Origin of the sequence: Streptomyces gilvosporeus (assembly GCF_002082195.1) — a bacterium.
Classification (GTDB): domain Bacteria; phylum Actinomycetota; class Actinomycetes; order Streptomycetales; family Streptomycetaceae; genus Streptomyces; species Streptomyces gilvosporeus.
Map to the genome: position 1 here is coordinate 134,278 of NZ_CP020569.1, position 17,243 is coordinate 151,520.

General features: G+C 69.6%; 19 protein-coding genes. 8 read left to right on the plus strand and 11 right to left on the minus strand.

Annotated elements, in window-relative coordinates:
• Positions 1 to 81: 81 nt before the first annotated feature.
• Positions 82 to 1,341 carry a hypothetical protein gene (locus B1H19_RS00715; RefSeq protein WP_083102339.1) on the minus strand — a complete coding sequence of 420 codons (1,260 nt, stop codon included), beginning with the start codon at positions 1,339 to 1,341 and terminating at the stop codon, positions 82 to 84.
• Positions 1,342 to 1,860: 519 nt separating this feature from the next.
• On the opposite strand from B1H19_RS00715, the gene B1H19_RS00720 reads away from it, so the two are divergent.
• Positions 1,861 to 3,117, plus strand: a complete 1,257-nt coding sequence (locus B1H19_RS00720; protein WP_083109342.1) for an SLC13 family permease — start codon at positions 1,861 to 1,863, stop codon at positions 3,115 to 3,117.
• Here the strand turns inward: B1H19_RS00720 and B1H19_RS40690 are convergent.
• On the minus strand, positions 3,029 to 3,466 hold the full coding sequence (locus B1H19_RS40690; RefSeq protein WP_107425824.1) for a transposase: 438 nt from the start codon (positions 3,464 to 3,466) through the stop codon (positions 3,029 to 3,031). The genes B1H19_RS00720 and B1H19_RS40690 overlap by 89 nt on opposite strands.
• A gap of 24 nt (positions 3,467 to 3,490) precedes the next feature.
• On the opposite strand from B1H19_RS40690, the gene B1H19_RS00730 reads away from it, so the two are divergent.
• Together B1H19_RS00730 and B1H19_RS00735 are read left to right on the plus strand one after the other, a co-directional pair.
• Positions 3,491 to 3,928 carry a hypothetical protein gene (locus B1H19_RS00730; protein WP_159027907.1) on the plus strand — a complete coding sequence of 146 codons (438 nt, stop codon included), beginning with the start codon at positions 3,491 to 3,493 and terminating at the stop codon, positions 3,926 to 3,928.
• A 330-nt stretch (positions 3,929 to 4,258) separates the two neighbouring features.
• Complete coding sequence (locus tag B1H19_RS00735; protein WP_159027908.1) at positions 4,259 to 5,428, plus strand: hypothetical protein; 1,170 nt, start codon at positions 4,259 to 4,261, stop codon at positions 5,426 to 5,428.
• A 314-nt stretch (positions 5,429 to 5,742) separates the two neighbouring features.
• Here B1H19_RS00735 and B1H19_RS00740 read toward each other — a convergent pair whose 3' ends face one another.
• The 7 genes from B1H19_RS00740 to B1H19_RS00770 form a co-directional block, all read right to left on the minus strand.
• Positions 5,743 to 6,264, minus strand: a complete 522-nt coding sequence (locus tag B1H19_RS00740) for an SMI1/KNR4 family protein (RefSeq protein WP_159027909.1) — start codon at positions 6,262 to 6,264, stop codon at positions 5,743 to 5,745.
• Positions 6,265 to 6,429: 165 nt separating this feature from the next.
• On the minus strand, positions 6,430 to 6,870 hold the full coding sequence (locus tag B1H19_RS00745) for a VOC family protein (RefSeq protein ID WP_237288982.1): 441 nt from the start codon (positions 6,868 to 6,870) through the stop codon (positions 6,430 to 6,432).
• Between the two features lie 130 nt (positions 6,871 to 7,000).
• Positions 7,001 to 7,564 carry a hypothetical protein gene (locus tag B1H19_RS00750; protein WP_083102345.1) on the minus strand — a complete coding sequence of 188 codons (564 nt, stop codon included), beginning with the start codon at positions 7,562 to 7,564 and terminating at the stop codon, positions 7,001 to 7,003.
• Between the two features lie 162 nt (positions 7,565 to 7,726).
• Complete coding sequence (locus tag B1H19_RS00755; protein ID WP_083102346.1) at positions 7,727 to 8,803, minus strand: hypothetical protein; 1,077 nt, start codon at positions 8,801 to 8,803, stop codon at positions 7,727 to 7,729.
• A gap of 111 nt (positions 8,804 to 8,914) precedes the next feature.
• Positions 8,915 to 9,442 carry a GNAT family N-acetyltransferase gene (locus B1H19_RS00760; RefSeq protein WP_083102348.1) on the minus strand — a complete coding sequence of 176 codons (528 nt, stop codon included), beginning with the start codon at positions 9,440 to 9,442 and terminating at the stop codon, positions 8,915 to 8,917.
• Between the two features lie 9 nt (positions 9,443 to 9,451).
• Positions 9,452 to 10,216: an SMI1/KNR4 family protein gene (locus tag B1H19_RS00765; protein WP_159027910.1), complete on the minus strand. Its 765-nt coding sequence runs from the start codon at positions 10,214 to 10,216 to the stop codon at positions 9,452 to 9,454.
• Positions 10,217 to 10,254: 38 nt separating this feature from the next.
• Complete coding sequence (locus B1H19_RS00770) at positions 10,255 to 10,749, minus strand: VOC family protein (protein ID WP_083102351.1); 495 nt, start codon at positions 10,747 to 10,749, stop codon at positions 10,255 to 10,257.
• 172 nt (positions 10,750 to 10,921) lie between these two features.
• Between B1H19_RS00770 and B1H19_RS00775 the strand changes: the two genes are divergently transcribed.
• Complete coding sequence (locus B1H19_RS00775) at positions 10,922 to 11,395, plus strand: OsmC family protein (RefSeq protein ID WP_083102352.1); 474 nt, start codon at positions 10,922 to 10,924, stop codon at positions 11,393 to 11,395.
• A 38-nt stretch (positions 11,396 to 11,433) separates the two neighbouring features.
• Here B1H19_RS00775 and B1H19_RS00780 read toward each other — a convergent pair whose 3' ends face one another.
• Positions 11,434 to 12,096 carry a hypothetical protein gene (locus B1H19_RS00780; RefSeq protein ID WP_159027911.1) on the minus strand — a complete coding sequence of 221 codons (663 nt, stop codon included), beginning with the start codon at positions 12,094 to 12,096 and terminating at the stop codon, positions 11,434 to 11,436.
• Between the two features lie 99 nt (positions 12,097 to 12,195).
• Positions 12,196 to 12,861 carry a TetR/AcrR family transcriptional regulator gene (locus tag B1H19_RS00785; RefSeq protein ID WP_083102356.1) on the minus strand — a complete coding sequence of 222 codons (666 nt, stop codon included), beginning with the start codon at positions 12,859 to 12,861 and terminating at the stop codon, positions 12,196 to 12,198.
• Between the two features lie 192 nt (positions 12,862 to 13,053).
• Between B1H19_RS00785 and B1H19_RS00790 the strand changes: the two genes are divergently transcribed.
• The 4 genes from B1H19_RS00790 (at position 13,054) to B1H19_RS00805 (ending at position 17,111) form a co-directional block, all read left to right on the plus strand.
• The gene (locus tag B1H19_RS00790; protein ID WP_083102357.1) at positions 13,054 to 13,488 is read left to right on the plus strand and encodes a ferredoxin; all 435 of its coding nucleotides are present in this window, start codon (positions 13,054 to 13,056) and stop codon (positions 13,486 to 13,488) included.
• The gene (locus tag B1H19_RS00795; RefSeq protein ID WP_237288983.1) at positions 13,485 to 14,942 is read left to right on the plus strand and encodes an NAD(P)/FAD-dependent oxidoreductase; all 1,458 of its coding nucleotides are present in this window, start codon (positions 13,485 to 13,487) and stop codon (positions 14,940 to 14,942) included. Before B1H19_RS00790 ends, B1H19_RS00795 begins: the two co-directional genes overlap by 4 nt.
• Positions 14,943 to 14,967: 25 nt before the next feature.
• Complete coding sequence (locus B1H19_RS00800) at positions 14,968 to 16,191, plus strand: cytochrome P450 (RefSeq protein ID WP_083102358.1); 1,224 nt, start codon at positions 14,968 to 14,970, stop codon at positions 16,189 to 16,191.
• A gap of 293 nt (positions 16,192 to 16,484) precedes the next feature.
• Positions 16,485 to 17,111 (plus strand): antibiotic biosynthesis monooxygenase, encoded by a 627-nt coding sequence (locus tag B1H19_RS00805; protein WP_083102360.1) that lies wholly within the window; start codon positions 16,485 to 16,487, stop codon positions 17,109 to 17,111.
• Positions 17,112 to 17,243: the final 132 nt, after the last annotated feature.

Consider the following 17,243-nt stretch of genomic DNA (forward strand, 5'->3'; position numbering starts at 1 on the left):
CCAAGCCGAACACTTCCTGGCCTTCACCAGCATCGCCTGCACCCTCATCTGCCACCGCAGAGTCACCAAATGAGATGGCGTCTAAGGTGTCGCCGTGACCTGTTCGGTGGTCAGCCGGGCCCGCCAGTCGCGGACGTCGTCATGGGACAACGAGGCCAAGTGGGCTATCTCCGCGTCGCCGCGGCCGTCGGCCCACGCCAGTATCCGGGTCACGGTGCGGTTCCGCGCGGCGCGGAAGTCCTTGAGCATGCCTTCGAGGCGTTCGACTTCCTCGCCTTCGCAGACGAGCTGCCGGTCGACGGCGGCCCGTTCGTCGGCGCGCAACTGCTGCAGATAGGCGGACAGGCCCGTCAGGACCAACCCCTCCTCGTGCGCGGCGCCCTGGAAGCGTTCTGCCAGGGCCGCCAGCACACAGTCCGGCACATCGGCGAGCGTGACTCCGGGGGGCTTGGCCGCCTCCCAGGTGTCCCTGCCGGCCTCCGTCGTCTCCAGCCAGGTGCGGGCCTCCGTCGGGGAACGGTCGCCGCACACCTGGGCGCGGTAGGCGTACAGGGCGGCGCGGTGGCCGTAGAAAGTGACACCGTCCTCGATCTGCCGGTCGGCGGCGCGGCATACGCGCCCCGGTACACCGCCGTAGCCCGAGTCGGGCCGGTAGTCGGCATAAGCCTCTAGTTCCGCGTCGGTGGCCACTCCCCAGGACGGGTCGCACAGGCCGGGGTTGCTTGCGAGGAACGCACCGACCTCGACCCGCCACGCGGGGACCGGGCTCATCCGGAGCCTGGGCCAGATGACCGCTCCGAAGGAGTCGAAGGTGTAGGTCGCGGCCTGCTCGATGTCGTCCCAGGCGGTGGCGGCCTCGGCGGACCACTCCAGTTCCCTGGCGGGCCCGACCCGGTGTACCGAGTCCACGAGCCGCTGTACGGCGGGCAGTATGCGCAGCGCGAGCGCATGCAACTCCTCGGCGCTGAAGAAGCGCCAGGAGTAGCCGCGCTGTTCGTCGTGGGCCAGGTGGGTCAGCAGGTGCACCAGAACGCCGGGGGCCGGCAGCGTCCCGTCGCCGAGCGCCCTGCGCGGGACACCGGGGAGCTGGCTGTCGAGGTGCTCGCGCGCGGCGCGCCAGTCGATGTCCCCGAACCAGACCGCCCCGCTCTGCGCATCGACGGCCAGCCATTGGTGGTATCCCACACCCGGGCCGTACCGCTCCTCTTGCTGCTCGGCGTCTTCGTCGTGCCAGACGTACTCGGCGGGGGGCGGATTCAGCTCCACGGCCACGAAGCCGTCCTCGGGCCGGTAGCCGGTGAGGATGCAGGCCGTGCTCGGTGCGCTGTCGGCGGCGGTCATGAGGGGATTCCTCTCGGTGGTACAGCAACCGCCACAAACCGTAGTGCGACCGTCGATCATTAGTTCAATTTTCAGTCATTTGCGACTGGCTCGGCACGACGGGTGGGCACATCCGGGGCCTCGGTGTCACACGAGGTCTACGCGCGTGCAAGCGGGCTCCAGGTTGGCCATATTTCACGCAACCTCCACGATTCGTCCACTTCACGCCCTACCCTCGCAGCCCGCCCTCGATCAACCCGACGGCATGCCGGGCGCGCGCGGCCGAAGTCCCGGCCGTCAGCGTGATCGGGTGGCCACCGATCCGCGCGAGGCCCCCGAGGGACTCCGTCGACGGCGCCAAGCTCCGCCGGCGCGCGAACGGCACCGGGCTCACGAGGTCGGTGGCATACTATTAATTGAAACTTCTACTACTTCCGAGGGTTGCGGCGGTTCCCCACGTACGCGGCGTGCTCGACAGCGGCCCGCTGCCGATCCGGCACGGCCCTCCGCTACGCCGGCATCCCCCGAAAGGCTCCGACCCTGAACGCCTCACTCGCCGAAGCCCTGTCTGTCGCCCTGCTCCTGGCGGTGCTGGCCTGCGCGGTGGTCCGGCCGTGGGGCTGGCCGGAGGCGGTCGTGGCCGTCCCCGCTGCCGGGGTGGTCATCGCCACCGGTGCGATCTCCCTGGACCACGCGGCGGCCGAGGCCGCCCGGCTGGGCCCGGTGATCGGCTTCCTCGCGGCCGTCCTGGTCCTGGCCCAGCTGTGCGACGACGAGGGTCTGTTCCACGCCTGCGGCGCCTGGATGGCCCGCAGGGCGGCCGGCCGGCCCCGTCGGCTGCTGGTGCTGGTGTTCGTGATCGCCTCACTGATCACCGCGGTGCTCAGCCTGGACGCCACGGTGGTGCTGCTGACCCCGGTGGTGTTCGCCACCGCCGCCCGACTGGGCGCCCGCGCCAAACCGCATGTGTACGCCTGCACCCACCTGTCCAACACCGCCTCGCTGCTGCTGCCCGTCTCCAACCTCACCAACCTGCTGGCGTTCGCCGCCAGCGGCCTGACCTTCACCCGCTTCGCCGCCCTGATGGCACTGCCCTGGCTGGCCGCCATCGGTGCCGAGTACGTCGTCATCCGCCGCTTCTTTGCCGCCGACCTGGACGCCGGCGCCCAGACCCCGCCCACCGACGCACCCCGCGAACTCCCGCTGTTCGCCCTGGTCACCGTGGCGGGCACCCTGGCCGGCTTCGTCCTGACCTCGGCGCTCGGCATCGACCCGGCCTGGGCCGCGGCCGCGGGCGCGGCTGTTCTGGCGGCCCGCGCGCTGGCCCGGCGCCGCGCCACCCCCACCGCGATCGTCCGGTCCGCGGCCCTGCCGTTCTGCGCCTTCGTCCTGGCCCTGGGCATCGTGGTCCGGGCCGTCGTCGACAACGGACTCGCCAACGCGCTGAGCCACCTGGTGCCAGGCGGCACCAGCCTTCCGTCCCTCCTCGCCATCGCGGCACTGGCAGCCGCCCTGGCCAACATCATCAACAACCTGCCCGCCGTCCTGGTCCTGCTCCCCCTGACCGCCCCCACCAGCCCGGGCGCCGTCCTGGCCGTCCTCCTCGGGGTCAACATCGGCCCGAACCTCACCTACGCCGGCTCGCTGGCCACCCTGCTGTGGCGAAGGATCGTGCGCGAACACGACACCGACGTGGCTCTGGGCGAGTTCACCCGACTCGGCCTGCTCGCCGTACCGGCCACCCTGCTGCTCGCCGTGGCGGCACTCTGGACCTCACTCCAAGCGATCGGAGGCTGAGCGCCGTGACCGTCATCGTCTGGACCGTGGAGGGGACCTGGCCCGCCTGCGGCGACGCCGCGCGCACCCACACACCCGCGGACGCCCAAGTCAGCTCTTCGTCGGCGTCAGCCTGGGCCATCAGCGCGGTGAGGACCCGCTCCCACGTACCATCCAGAGCCCACATCCGCAGCCGGTTGTAGACACCCCTCCCACTGCCGTACTTCTCCAGCAGATGCACCCACTGCGTACTGGTCCGGAACTTGAAAGCGATCGCGTCGATCACCTCCCGGTGATCCCGCCGGCGACCACCCCGCCTTGGCGTCCGGGCTGGCAGAAGTGACTCCTCAGGACATGAAAAAGTCGCCAACGCAACCTAAGGAAGTGGATGCACGTGGGCTCCCGAAATCCATTAATTGCTCTCGGTATCGCCATGTCTGTGCTGGTTCTTCCTGGGTGCAGCCAGAGCCGGCCGGCACAGCCAGCGCGGCCTACCCACAAGATCATCAAGCACACCCTTTACGGCTCCGACCATGACGCCCCTCACCAGCGCGAGGTTCTCAGCTGGACGTCTCAGGATGGCAACGGCCCCATCGACGGGACGTACACGCTCCAGGAACAGGCGACTGACTCGGCCTCTTGGACGACGTCGAGCGAACCGAAGTCCTTCCACGGCACGCAGCACGGCAACGAGATCGTCGTGCCGGTGGGGCAGCTGGGCGGCGCAGCCGACTTGCATAGCACCATCCGGCAAAACGGCCACCGGCTTCACCTCAGTTCCGATCTGGGAATCGAGACGTTCGACCTGTATGACTCCCCATCGGCCCGATGACATCGCCGACCTGGGCGGCACTCGGTTGTGGCGCACCAACACCCGTGCCACTACGGCCCGCTGGACTCCATGCCCCGCCACACCGTCCGGTTGGACCTGACCCATGCGCATAAGGCCGATATGCCCCGGCCGAAATTTCGCCAGTTCGTCATCTCCAGGTCGCCATTGATGCCATGTCGCGCTCCCTGAGGATCAGTTCACTGAAGCGCCCCCCGCACACCGGACCTGAAAGAGGGACGCATGCTAAGACGCGGGCTTATCACGCTGGTTGCCGTCGGACTTGCCACTTCCGTGGGGGCGGTCCCCACGGCATCGGCGACCGGCAGCCCAGTGACACTCGCCGTGTTCGGCGACGCGCCGTACGGCAAGTCGGCGTACGCGCCCGCGGGCCAGACCGCCGACACCTCGCAGTTCCAGAAGACCCCGGCGTTCATCGGCACCATCAACAGCGACCCGACGATCAGCGACGCCATCCACGTGGGCGACATCCACTCGGGCAAGGAGTTCTGCACCCAGGACTACGACGCCTCGATCGCGTCCGTGTGGAAGACCTTCACCAAGCCGCTCGTCTACACGCCGGGCGACAACGAGTGGGCCGACTGCCACAAGGCGTCGAGCCTCACCTCGCCCGGTCAGGGCGGCGGCTTCTACGACTCGGCCAGCGGTACGACCAACTACATCGGCACGAGCGGCCTGTCGACCAACACGGCGGACTGCGTCAGCTACCACTGTGGCAACCCGCTCGACAACCTCGCCGAAGTCCGGCGGGACTTCTTCGCGCAGCCCGGCCGCACCCTCGGCAGCGGGACGCTGAACGTGGTCTCCCAGGCCACCGCCTACGACCCGAGCCACCCGGGCGACGCACAGTACGCCGAGAACGTGAGGTGGGCGCAGAACGACATCGTCTTCGTGACCCTCAACGTGCCCGGCGGCTCGAACAACGACGCCGACCCCTGGTACAAGGCGCCGACCGCGACCCAGGCGCAGACCGACGAGCGGACCAACCGGACAGCGGCCGACGTCCGCTGGCTCGATGCCGCCTTCGCCGACGCGACGGCCCAGCACGCCAAGGCCGTGGTGATCACGTCACAGGCCGACATGTGGGACCTCGACGGCAAGACCAAGGACCACCTGACGAACTACGAGCCGATCATCAGCGAGGTCGCGGCAAAGACGACCGAGTTCGGCCGTCCGGTGCTGATGCTCAACGGTGACTCGCACCTGTACCGCTCGGACAACCCGCTGTCGCCGACGGCAACCTGCACCGGCGAGACGGACCCGGCCACCGGCGCCGGCGTGTGCGCCCACGACCCGGGTGACAACGCGTGGAACGAGCACCCGTACTACAACGTCTCGAACTTCCACCGGATCGTCGTGCACGGCAGCACCACTCCACTGGAATGGCTCAAACTGACAGCCGACCCGAACGCCAACTACGCCGTCACCGACACCACCTACGGCCCGTTCAGCTGGCAGCGGATGCCGCAGCCGCAGCTGTAAAACGCGCTGAACGCACACGATGGGCCAGGTGTCCGATGTGGACCCCTGGCCCGTCGCGCTTTCCCGGAAACGTTGTTGCTGCGCGCCGTGAACGGCCTCGAGGCCGTCGCCCTCTTCGACCAAGGGGACGTCCGCGGGCGGTGGAACGCCGCGGAGGGCATTGGACACCTACGAATCTTGTTCACGGCGCCGGGTCACGCAAGGTCAGGGGGTTCCTGGGCAGTCCGAAGCCTGCCATCTTCGATGGTCAAGGAACAACGGGGCGAAAACAGGCGCTTGTGGTCTCCCGGCTCGCCTCCAGATGCGACATGCCGTCACTCATCGTCTCCGGATCCAGGCTTGAATGTCGTGTCGAGGTCGTACTGCGCGATTCCGAAAGGTTGAAAGTCAGTATCCGCGAGAATTCTGTAGAGGAATTCCGAGGTGGACATGGCGAACCGGTGCCATCCGCCGACGCCGTGGGCGCGCGCGAGGACGGGATACTCCCCCGGCCGCTCGGCATCGATCAGCCAGAAGTATTCGTCGGCCCATTCGGTGGAGCCCCACTCAACCAGCCCCTTGCCGCCCGGCGCGTAGATCGCATAGGGCTCGACGGCGGAGACCTCTCCACGCTTGCTGTCCTGGTCGACCGGCAGGGAGACCCGCCACTGTGTCAGGAAGTCGAACGCGCGGCCCTCGTCACGCCCCAGAAAGTAGACGGAATCACTGAAGACGCCGCCGCCGAACACCTCGTAGAGCTCCTTGTAGTCCGCCGGCAGTGGAACCCCCAGCTCTCCCTCGATCGCCGCCCAATCGACGGAGATCCCGAGCGGCTCCCACCCGGTCAGTTCGATCACTCGCTGAACCCACATGCAACAATCTTTTAGCACCAGTATTCGTTGCGATGTCCTTCAGCCCCCTCGTTACTCACGTCAAGATCGGCAGCTACCGGACTCAGCCGACATGGGGGTCCTCAGCATCCTCGTCTCATCTGGACCCGACGCTGACCAAAGAGGCAGAACCTAGCCGATCCGTTCGGCCAAAGCGACGATGATTCCCGAGGGGCCGCGGAGGTTGCAGAGTCGGTAGAGGTTCTCGTACTGCCCCACCTCGCCGAGAAGTTCGGCGCCATGGCGGCGCAGTCGGGCGATGGTGTCGTCGATGTCGTCGACGGCGAACATGACACGGTGCAGGCCCAGAGTATTGGGTGGCGGGTTGCGCGGACCGGCAGTGATCGCCGTGGGGGTGTGGAACTTCGTCAGCTCCAGCTTGCCGTGGCCGTCCGGGGTGCGCATCATCGCGATGGCGCTGCGGACCCCGTCGAGGCCGACCGTCTGGTCTGCCCAGATTCCCTCGATCTGCGCTTCGCCTTCCAGCTCCATGCCGAGCTCGGTGAAGAAGGCCATGGCAGCCTCCAGGTCGTCGACCACGATGCCTACGTTGTCCATCCGCTGAATCGTCACGGGGTGCTCCTTCTTCGTCGCGCAGTCCGTTCTGGCTACTGGTACCCCTGGGACGGAGCCGGTGCCGCATTCCCGACACCCGGAAGTGTCGATGTTTTGGGGGCTTCACCTTGCCGACGGGAGGAAGAACCTAGGCGTCCTGACGACCGTAGCGCTCCCGGTGCCAAGCCACCGCCTCGGCGCTCATCGGGGAAGAGACGGCATACACGTCGCCGACACGGTCGGTGCCGCGTCGGCGCTCCCCCTTCTCATGGGCCCGGAACACCATGAGGGACACCTGTGAAGCGGGCTGCCAGTGCCGGGTGAAGGCCGGAGCGTTCGCGTCCGGGACGTCCTCCAGGTGCACACCGCGTTTCGCCAGCAGCCGCTCCAGTTTGTCGAACCGGAGATGGCGGTCGAAGCGGCCGTATCGCTCGCGCAGCGCCCCGTTGACGATGCTGCCGCCCCAGTACGAGAGCCGATGCACCTGCAGGGTGAAGTGGTGGCCCTCCCATGGGTGGTCCGGCGATTGTCGTACCCAGAAGAACTCGGCTATTCCGTAGTCGCGCCACATGTTGTGGTCGTCAAAGGAGTTTTCGGCGAAGTCGGCACCCAGGATCGCCGTGACCTGGTCGGGACTGTCGGTCGGCTTGGCGCCGAGCACCGTTCCGGTGGTGACCACGTCCACGTAGAACGCGAGGGAATGCGGAGTCAACTGGTCTTTCCTTGACGGGGCTCAGTGGCCAGGTGGCCAGATGGCCAGAGGTGGCCAGAGGTGGCCGCCTCAGCGTAGACGGCCGGCCGCCACGAAGATCCGCCGGGCAGGCTCCAGGGCCGGCGGCCAAGAGCCAGAGGACGGGACTCATGAGCCCACGGCCTACTGGATGCTCCAGCGGTGCGGATGCGAGGGGTCGGCGGGGCAGGCGAAGATATTCAGCTGACCCCAGCGGCCCACGGTGACCTCGGTCGGCAAGGCGCAGCGGTGTGTGGGCAGGTCACGTTCCTCAAGTGGTTTCCAGCTGCCGCTGCCGCCGTCCCACTCCCGGCTGTCGATCGTCAGCAGCAGGTCCATCGGTGCCTCGCAGGCCCGGCAGTTCATGGGAGCGGGGTCGGTCAGGTGCCACGACGCGAACCCTCCGACGCGCCAGCCGGGCGGAATGGACAGGTCGTACTGGTAGGCGGGCGGCTCGGGCGCGTCGGCGTCCGCCGCGCCTTCGGCCTCCTCCTCAAGCGCCTCCCCCTCAAGCGCCTCCCCCTCAAGCACCTCCTCCTCAAGGGCTTCCTCCCAGGCATCGATCCGGGCGCACAAGTCCTTGGGAAGCAGGCCGGCGAACGGATATGTGGCCACCTGTTCCGGGTGCAGCACGCAGGGCTCTGGTACGTACCCCGTGGAGCCCACGACCTCCGGGCTGGGTGGTACGGCAAGGACCTCGGCGACCTCGGAGGAACGGCGCCAGCGCAGGTCCAGCGACATGCCGTGCCCGGTCCTGCCGTGCCGGTCGAAGGGGCACCAGAACACCTGGAGAAGGTCGCAGCCGTCGGGGCCGGCCGGCAGGTCGGGGAGGTCGCGTCGGTAGAGCTGGGCAACGCCGATCATCGGCAGCGGGTCGGTGTCGGCCACCCCCGCGACGCGGTGCCGCCGCGACAGCTCCACCAGGAGGGCCCGCTCCTGTTCCGTGGGGCCCGAGTCCGGGTCGCGGTCCCAGGCGTGTGCGAGGACCTGTCGCTCCCGGTGGATGTCCGTGGGACGCCGGCCGGTCCCGCGCGCATGCGGCTCGGTGCACACCGGCCACGGTTCGTCCGCCGGCCACAGCAGGGGCCCGCCCACGGAACTGGACGACACGTCCGGGCTGCCCGGCCGCGGGTGCAGCCGGGTGGTCGTTCCGCGGTAAGCGGCCAACTCCGGGAAGAGCCCCTCGACATCGAGCGGGCGCGGCGGCGTGGTCCTCGTCATGGAGGCGACCCTAAGCGTCAGCTGTCCTCGGCGGCCGAGGCCCCCTCGTCGTCTGCCTCAGGGGGCAGCTCGTGATCGGGCACCACGTCGGTGCGGTGATCTCCCGCACCGTCAGCCGACCCGCCTGGCCAGCACCTGTCCCGGCCAGGCCCCGGACAGGAAAGGTTCGGTGCGGGTGAAACCGTTGCGCTCGTAGAACGCGACCAGTCCGCCGCCACCCGCCCAGCAGTCGACTCGCAGCAGTTCCACGCCGGCCCGACGGGTCTCCTCGGCGGCATGGGCCAGCAGCGCTGCCCCGATGCCCAGACCGGCGTGCCGTCGGTCGGTGACCAGCAGCCGGACGTACCGCTCGGGTTCCGCGGCCGGCGCGATCGGCATCTGCGGGCTGGGCCCGGAGTCCAGCACGAGGGCTCCGACGGGTGTCCCGTCCAGCTCCGCGATGTACGGGGCATTCTCGGTCGTATACCGCTCGACCCGTGCCACGCCGCCGGGCTTTTGCGAGTACGGTGTGGTGCCCCACTGCTCGGTGTTGCCGCGATCGTTCATCCAGACCACCGCGGAGTCGAGCATGTCCAAAATGGCCGGTGCGTCGGCCAGGCTGCCCGGTCTGATCCGTATGCCTCGTGTGGTGTCGTTCATGGTGGAAGCCTAGGCACTGCCGGGTGGCTGACGTGCGATGCCTCCATCTGAGTTCGCGGCCTCGCGGGACGGTTCCTGCCTCCGGTCGGAGGTGAACTGGAGGCGTGGCGGGGGTGCGGTCGTCGTGTCCCAGGCGCGGCGTTCCGCGTGTTCGAGCCAGTTGAGATACCACTCCGCGAACGACACGTGTCCCGGCTTACCACGCAGTTCGACCGGTACCACTCCCTCACCGACGGTACGTACGTCCTCCCATATGGTGCCGCGCTGGGGGCCTGTGGCCACGAGGAGGGTGTAGTACGCGCAGCCTTGGGAGCTGATGCACAGGGTGCCCTCGCTCAGGGCCTCATACAGCTCGCCGTGGCGGGCATCCCAGGAGGCGAAGGCGGCGGCGAAGGCATCGTCGTCCGGGAAGTCGGCTCGCCGGGGCTCCGCCCACTCGTGCGCGTCGAGCTCGGCGGTGAGTTCGGGACGGAAGGGCAGCGCGCAGTGGCCGGTGGCTGGAGGAGTGTCGGGTCCGGGCGGCTGCATCGGGAACAGCCCGTAGTCGGGGCCCGCGCCGCCCGCGCCCACCTGAAGGAGGAACGTGCGGTATTCCTCGGGAAGTTCGGTGCCGAGCCACCGCTCTACGGCCCGCAGCTGGTCCGCTGTGAGGACGGGCAGCAGCTCGAAGTTGTGGCCGTATCCGGGGAAATCGGCGCCTGACACCACCCACCAGCGCGGCGCGTTCCGTAGGGCGAGCACGCGCTCTCGCACTCCTGCCCAGGTCCCGCTCACCGTTCCTCCTCCGAAATCTCGCACCTGCCCCTTTGCTGTCACCGGTGGGTCCCGTCGGCGACGTTCCTCTCGTCGGCAGGTCCGAACCAGCTCTCGTGGACGGCATCAAGGCCGTCACCGTACTGCTGAGGCAGGAGCCGGAAGAACTTCCAGCAGTATCCGTAGGGGTCCACGCATTCGCAGTACCGCTCACCCCATGGAGCATCGGCCGGTTCGGTGGTGATCTGGCAGCCCGCTGACCGGCAGTAGCGCGCGACAGCGTCCACGTCTTCGACTTCCAGACCCACCACCACGCCGAGCCCGCGCGGCCCCGCCTTCGTCTGCCGTTCCCGCTCGCTGTCGGGAAACGGCAGCCCTGTCAGAGCATCCACAAGGAGCTGTACGTCTCCACGCCGCAAGATCACCATGACCGTTTGGCCCTCGGGGCCTGGCACGAAACCGACCTGCTGGAAACCGAGCCCTCGGTACAACGCGGCAGCTCCGGCAACATCAGCGACGCGAAGTCCTAATCGAACGGGAGCTTCCCGGCCCATGCGCCCTCCAGCACGACCTCCACCCCGATCTCCACCCCGACGCGGCCATACGGCCGACCGCACTCCACCGACCGCAGGCGCCCGCACGTTCTCAACAAGCACCGAACATTACTGAGGTTGCGGGCATGATGTCGCCGGTCGAGTGGAGTCGGCCGCTCCCTATCCTGGCCGTATGACGGAGACGCACACCTACGACGTAGCGATTGAATGGACCGGCAACCTCGGCTCGGGTACGGAGAGTTACCGTTCCTTCAGCCGCGCGCATGAGGTCCTGGCGACGGGGAAGACGCCCATTGCGGCCTCTTCCGATCCGGCCTTTCGCGGGGACGCATCCCGCTGGAATCCCGAGGAACTGCTGGTGGCCTCGGTTGCTCAGTGTCATATGCTCTGGTACCTCCACCTCTGCGCCGTCGGCGGGGTGACGGTTGTCGACTATGAAGACCGTGCTCACGGGGTCATGACCATGGACGCGAGCGGCGGGGGCGGCCAGATCACCGAGGTCGTACTGCGCCCCGAGGTGACCGTTGCCGAGGCGTCGATGGCGGACAAGGCGCGCACACTGCATGGCGAAGTCCATGCGGTGTGCTTCATCGCTCGCTCGGTCAACTTCCCCATCCGGCATGAGCCGCTCATCCGGGTCCTGTAAGGGGGCCGGGCCAACAGCCGTGGCGCAGGGGGCCCGTTTCAGGTCGTGGCGCGGGCCTCGCTCCGCTCCTGGGCGGCCGGGTCGGCCGAAGGGCCGGCGGCAGGGGCGATCAGCAGCCGAGCGTGGATTGCGGGGCCCAGCGCGGTCACGGTGACGGCGAGGGCAGCGGCGATGGCCAACTGGGCGTTGGCCATGTAGGGGTTGAGCAGGAGCTGGGCCAGCAGGGCGGCCGTGACCAGGGTCAGCTTGGCGCCGATCACGCGGGGCGCGGACAGCGTGGGGCGGGCCGAGGGGTGGACGCCCCGGGCGCGTGACCGGTGGGCGGCGCGGATCTGGAGCGGGATGGTCAGCAGGACGCACAGCACACGGACTGCGAGCGCGCGGAGCGCGTGGCCGGAGTGCGGGTCCAGCAGGTGCCCGAGGAGCGCGTTGGCTGCGAGGGCCGCCGTGACGATCAGGACGCGGACGGCGATCAGTCGTGCGAGTGCCGGGCCGGGGCGCGCGGCGGTGTGGAATGCGGCGGTGAGGCGGCGGTTGGCCGGCAGCAGCAGCGGCGGCAGGGTCAGCAGGAGGACGACGGTACGCAGCCCGTGGGCCCATGCGGGCTCGGTGGTCTCCCCCACCCACATGACGGCGAGGACGATGCCGACCAGGGCGTAGACCCTGCGGATGCCTCCGGGGGCAGGAGGGCGCTGTGACATGTGCGGGTTCATGTAGGCGGCTTCCGGCAGGAGGAACGGGGGCGGAGGAACGGAGCGAGCAGTAGGGGGTGCGCGCGACGAGGTTCCTGTCGTGGCCGGTCAGTTCTGGTCGGGACCACTTGTGGGGGCGGCGCCGGCATGGATGCCGGCGAACAGCCAGACCAGGGCCTGGCCGAAGAGTTCTTCGGGGACGCTGTCCGGGTCGACCCGTCGCAGGCGCACCAGCCCCTGGAACAGTGCGGCCACCACCGTGGCCACGGCATCGGCGGGGGCGTCGGCGGGCGCGCCCTGCTCGGCGAGCCAGGTGTCGATCAGCCCCTCCAGCGCCTGGCGCGGTTCGCGGAGCGCGGCGGCCATGGTGTCGAGGACCTGCGGATTGCGCACCGCATAGAGCCAGAACTCGGCCTGGAGTGGGGCGAAGTCGGTGTCCTTGTCGGCGACGTCCACCAGCAGGCGCCCCAGCTCGGCGGCGGCCTCTCCGGTGCCGGCCTCGTGCCGGTCGAGGGTCTGGGCGGCCTCGGCGACGCGGCCCAGACCGCGTTCGGCCATCAGCTCCAGGAAGAGCGCTTCCTTACCGCCGAAGTTCGAGTACAGCGCGCCGATGGAGAAGCCGGCGGACTCGGCGATCTCCTCCACCGAGGCCCCCGCGAACCCTTTCCGCGCGAAGACGCGGGCCGCCGCATCCAGCAGCAGTCGGCGGGTGCGGGCCTTGGCCTCGGCGCGGGTCAGTCGCTGGCGTACGGGTTCGTCCTGCTCGGCACTCATGTTGGTGAGGCTATTCGCATAGTGAGGACTATGTCAATTCTCAGATAGCGTGTACAGTTCGAATAGTGGTTACTATTTGAATGGCGATTGCGATCGGAAGTCGTGATCGAGGAGTGAGAGGGCCGGCCCAGGCCCCTGTCGATCACCGATAGCGCCGCCGCACCCCCACCGACCTGGGAGGAGAGCGAAGACATGCTCACCGGAGCCATTGATTCCGCCGGAGTCGCTGATGCCGCTGATGCCGCCGAGCCGGCCGAACGGGCCCACGCGGATCTGACAAAGCCCGACGACCTCACGGAATCCGCCGACCCCACCGATTCCCCCGACCTGGCCGACTCCCCCGGCCCGGCCGATTCCCCCCAGCCCCCGCCCGGCGGGCTCCGACTGGTCGTGGACCTGAACCGTTGCCAGAGCTACGGGCAGTGCGTCTACGCCGCACCGGCCGTCTTCCGGTTCCACGGCGAGGAGGCGCTGGAGTACGACTACGCGCCCGCCGCCGACACCCGCCGCGAGGTCGAGCGGGCCGCCGCGGCCTGCCCCGTACAGGCCATCGCCCTGGGCAGAGCCACCGAGCCCGCACCCCTGGTGACCGAGCCCGCTCCCCTGGTACCGGAGCGTGTGCGGTGACCGCCCCCGATGCGGTGACCGCCGCCGAGCGCATCGTCGTGGTCGGCGCCTCCCTGGCCGGACTGCGTGCCGCCGAGGCGCTGCGGGACGAGGGGTTCACCGGCGAGCTCACCCTCATCGGCGACGAGCCGTACGCGCCCTACGACCGCCCGCCACTGTCCAAGGCGGTGCTGTCCGGCTGGCTGACCAGCGACCACACCGAGTTGCCCCGCCTTCGCGACATCGACGCCCGATGGCTGCTCGGCACCCGCGCCGACGGCCTCGATACGCGCTCCCGCACGGTGACGCTGGCCGACGGGCGACAGGTGGGCTACGACCGGCTCCTGATAGCCACCGGAACCCGGTCCCGGCCCTGGCCGACGGAGCGGGGCGGCGCCCTGCACGGGGTGCACCTGCTGCGTTCCCGCGACGACGCCGACCGGCTGCGCGCTGCGCTGGCAGCCGGACCGCAGCGGGTGCTGGTCATCGGCGCCGGGTTCACCGGCGGCGAGGTCGCCTCGGTCTGCCGCGACCTGGGCATCGAGGTGACCGTGACCCAGCGCAGCGGCGCCCCCCTGGCGAGCGCGCTGGGCGGGGTGATCGGCGGCGCCGCGGCCCGCTGGTACCGCGACGCCGGGGTGGACCTGCGCCTCGGCACCACCGTCCACGCCCTGGAGGGCGATGCCGACGGCCGACTGCGGCGCGCGGTCCTCTCCGACGGCACGGTGGTGACGGCCGAGGTCGCCGTCGTCGCCGCCGGCGCCCTGGCCAACACCGAGTGGCTGGCCGGCTCCGGGCTGGCCGCCGACGCCCGCGGGGTGGCGTGCGACGCGTCCTGCCGGGCCCTGACCGACGACGGGAGCCCGCTTGCGGACGTCTTCGTCGCCGGCGATATCGCCCGCTGGCCGCACCCGCTCTACCCCGGGCAGCTGCTGCGCCTGGACCACTGGGACAACGCCGTCGCCCAGGCCCGCACCGCCGCCCACAACATGACCCACCCGCCGCGCGAACATCGCGACCACCGGCCGCTGCCGGCGTTCTGGTCCAACCAGTTCGGGATGAACCTCAAGTGCCTGGGGCTGCCCGCCCTCGCCGACCAGGTCGTGGTCACCCAAGGCGCGCTCGACCAGCGCCAGTTCGTCGCCGCATACGGGCAGCGCGGGCGCCTGGTCGCCGTCGTCGCGGTGGACGCGCCCCGCGTGCTGGACGGATACGCGGCGCTGATCGAGGCCCAAGCGCCCTTCCCGCCGGTGCTCAACGCCACCGACGGGCCGGACCGGCTCGAACCCCTCGACGCCGATTTCCCTGGCACCGCCCCGGCCGCCGTCCCCCGGACCGCCGACCCGTCACCGGGCCACCTGCCCGCCCCGGCCGCGCCGCTTGCCCCGCCTCTCCAGTCCACCCCGCCCACCGAGTCCAGCCCATCCGTCCCGTCCCTCCCCTCCGTTCCGTCCGTCCTGGCCGGACACGAGTGAAAGACACGAGTGAGGAAGCCACACCATGACCTCAACCATCCAGCAACAGCACTCCCCCACGGAGCTGTTCGCCCACGCCCTGCGCTACGAGAACCGCGCCGACCCCTACCCCGCCTACGAGCAGCTGCTGCAACAGCCGGTGGTACAGATGGCCGACGGATCCTGGCTGGCGACCGGGCACCGCGAGATCAGCCTGCTGCTCCGTGACCCGCGGATCAGCGCCGACCGCCTCAACCCGCAACAGCAGCCCATCCGCAAGAGCCTGCTGATGGAGGACCCGCCCCGCCACGACCAGCTGCGCCAGGCGGTGACCCAGCAGTTCATCCCGCGCATCATGGGCATGCGCGACCACATCGACGCCCTCGTCACCGAGCTGCTCGACGCGCACACCAGCGAGCAGCCGGGACAGCTGGACGTGGTCGCCGACCTCGCCTACCCGCTGCCGGTCACCGTCATCTGCGAACTGCTCGGCGTACCGCGCGAGGACGAGCGCCTCTTCGGCTCTCTCGCCCGCCGCCTGACCCGCGGCCTGGACCCCGTCGACACCCAGACCGAGAAGGAGATACACGAACTCCAGCAGGCACGCGCCGAGTTGGTGGAGTACCTTGAGGGGCTGATCGCACGGCACAACGCCGACGGCGGCAGCGACCTGCTGGCCGGCCTGATGAACGGCCAGAGCCCCGACGGACCGATGGACGCCATCGACCTCCGTGTCACCCTCGGCCTGCTGCTCATCGCCGGTCACGAAACCACCGTCAACCTCATCGCCAACGGGACCCTCGCCCTGCTGCGCCACCCCGACCTCCTCGCCCGGCTGCGCACCGACCCCGACCTGGCCACGCCACTGGTGGAGGAGGTGCTGCGGTACGACCCGCCGGTGCAGATGTCCGGACGCAGCGCCCTGGCCGACATCGACATCGCCGGGACCACCATCCCCAAGGGCTCACGCATCCGCCTGCTCCTGGCCTCCGGCAACCGCGACCCGCGCCGCTTCACCGACCCCGACCGGTTCCTGCCCGACCGCGCCGACAACGCCCATCTCGGCTTCGGCGGCGGCATCCACTACTGCATCGGCGCCACCCTCGCCCGCGCCGAGGCCCAGATCGCCCTGACCGCGCTCGCCCGCCGCCTGGACTCTCCCCGCCTGGCCGCCGACCCACCGCCCTACCGCGAAAACGCCATCCTGCGCGGCCCGGAACGGCTCCCCGTCACCTTCGAACGGCTGCTACGGGACCCACGGGGCAAGTGACCGCGCGCAGCCGGTCGTCCGGTCCCGCACACGCCGCGGACCGCACCCGCCACCCCACCCCGGACGGTCCGGCCGCCGAGGCGGGGCGGGGGGCGGGCCCACTCGGTCGCGGCATGACGATGCGACGCACCGGCACTGCGTGCCGCATGGGCGCAGTGGACCCAGCATCGGAACCGGCCTTCGCCGACGGGTACGGCGCACTCCAGGCCCCCGCACGAAGGGGCATACGAAAGCAACATGCCTCGCGCGAACGCCTTGACCTAAAGTGCAGTTGAGGTGTGAGAGTCGATGCCATGACGCACTTCAGCGACCTCATCCACGCCGACACCGGTACAGCTTTGATCAGCGAGTGGATCACCGGCACCCCCGAGCGTTCGCACGCGGTGGCTGACGCGGTGATCGACGAGTGGGCAGCGGGCGAGAAACCCTCCGCGCGCCTCGCCCAGCACATGTTCCTCTCGACGGATGGCGCCAGCCTCCTGTTCTACGCCCAGTGGACCAGTGATGAGGACCACCTGGCGTGGGCCCGCGCGCACCGCTCCGAGATGGTCAGCCGTATCGACACGCTCGTGCCCGGTATCGAACGTCCCGGGCTCAACCGCACCCGCCTCCACAGCAGCCTGGTTCACGACGCGGGACCTCACCCCGGCGTCTTCGTGGTGACCACGACGGTGGCTGACGAGGTAGAGGCCACGGTCAGACCGGCGCCCGGCCTGCTCGCGGCCCACATCCACCTCACCACGGACGGCCAGCCAACAACAGACGGCGGGCGCGCGGTCATCGTCACGGAATGGACAGATGCCGCCTCGCATGACGCGGCCGCCGCCACCCACGCCACCGGCGCCCTCGGCTTCAAGCGGTACACGCTCCACCACTCGTTCCCGAACGGCGTCGCTCAGAGGGCATCCAGCGGGACATGAGAGCCCCCGACGTACGACGGCCGCACCGCCAACCGCCAGAGATTTTTGACGGCTGAGGTTACGGCGGTTGTAGGCCGAGTCCGGTCTTGGTGATGACTGTATGCGCATGACGGAGCGTCAACAGCCCGACAT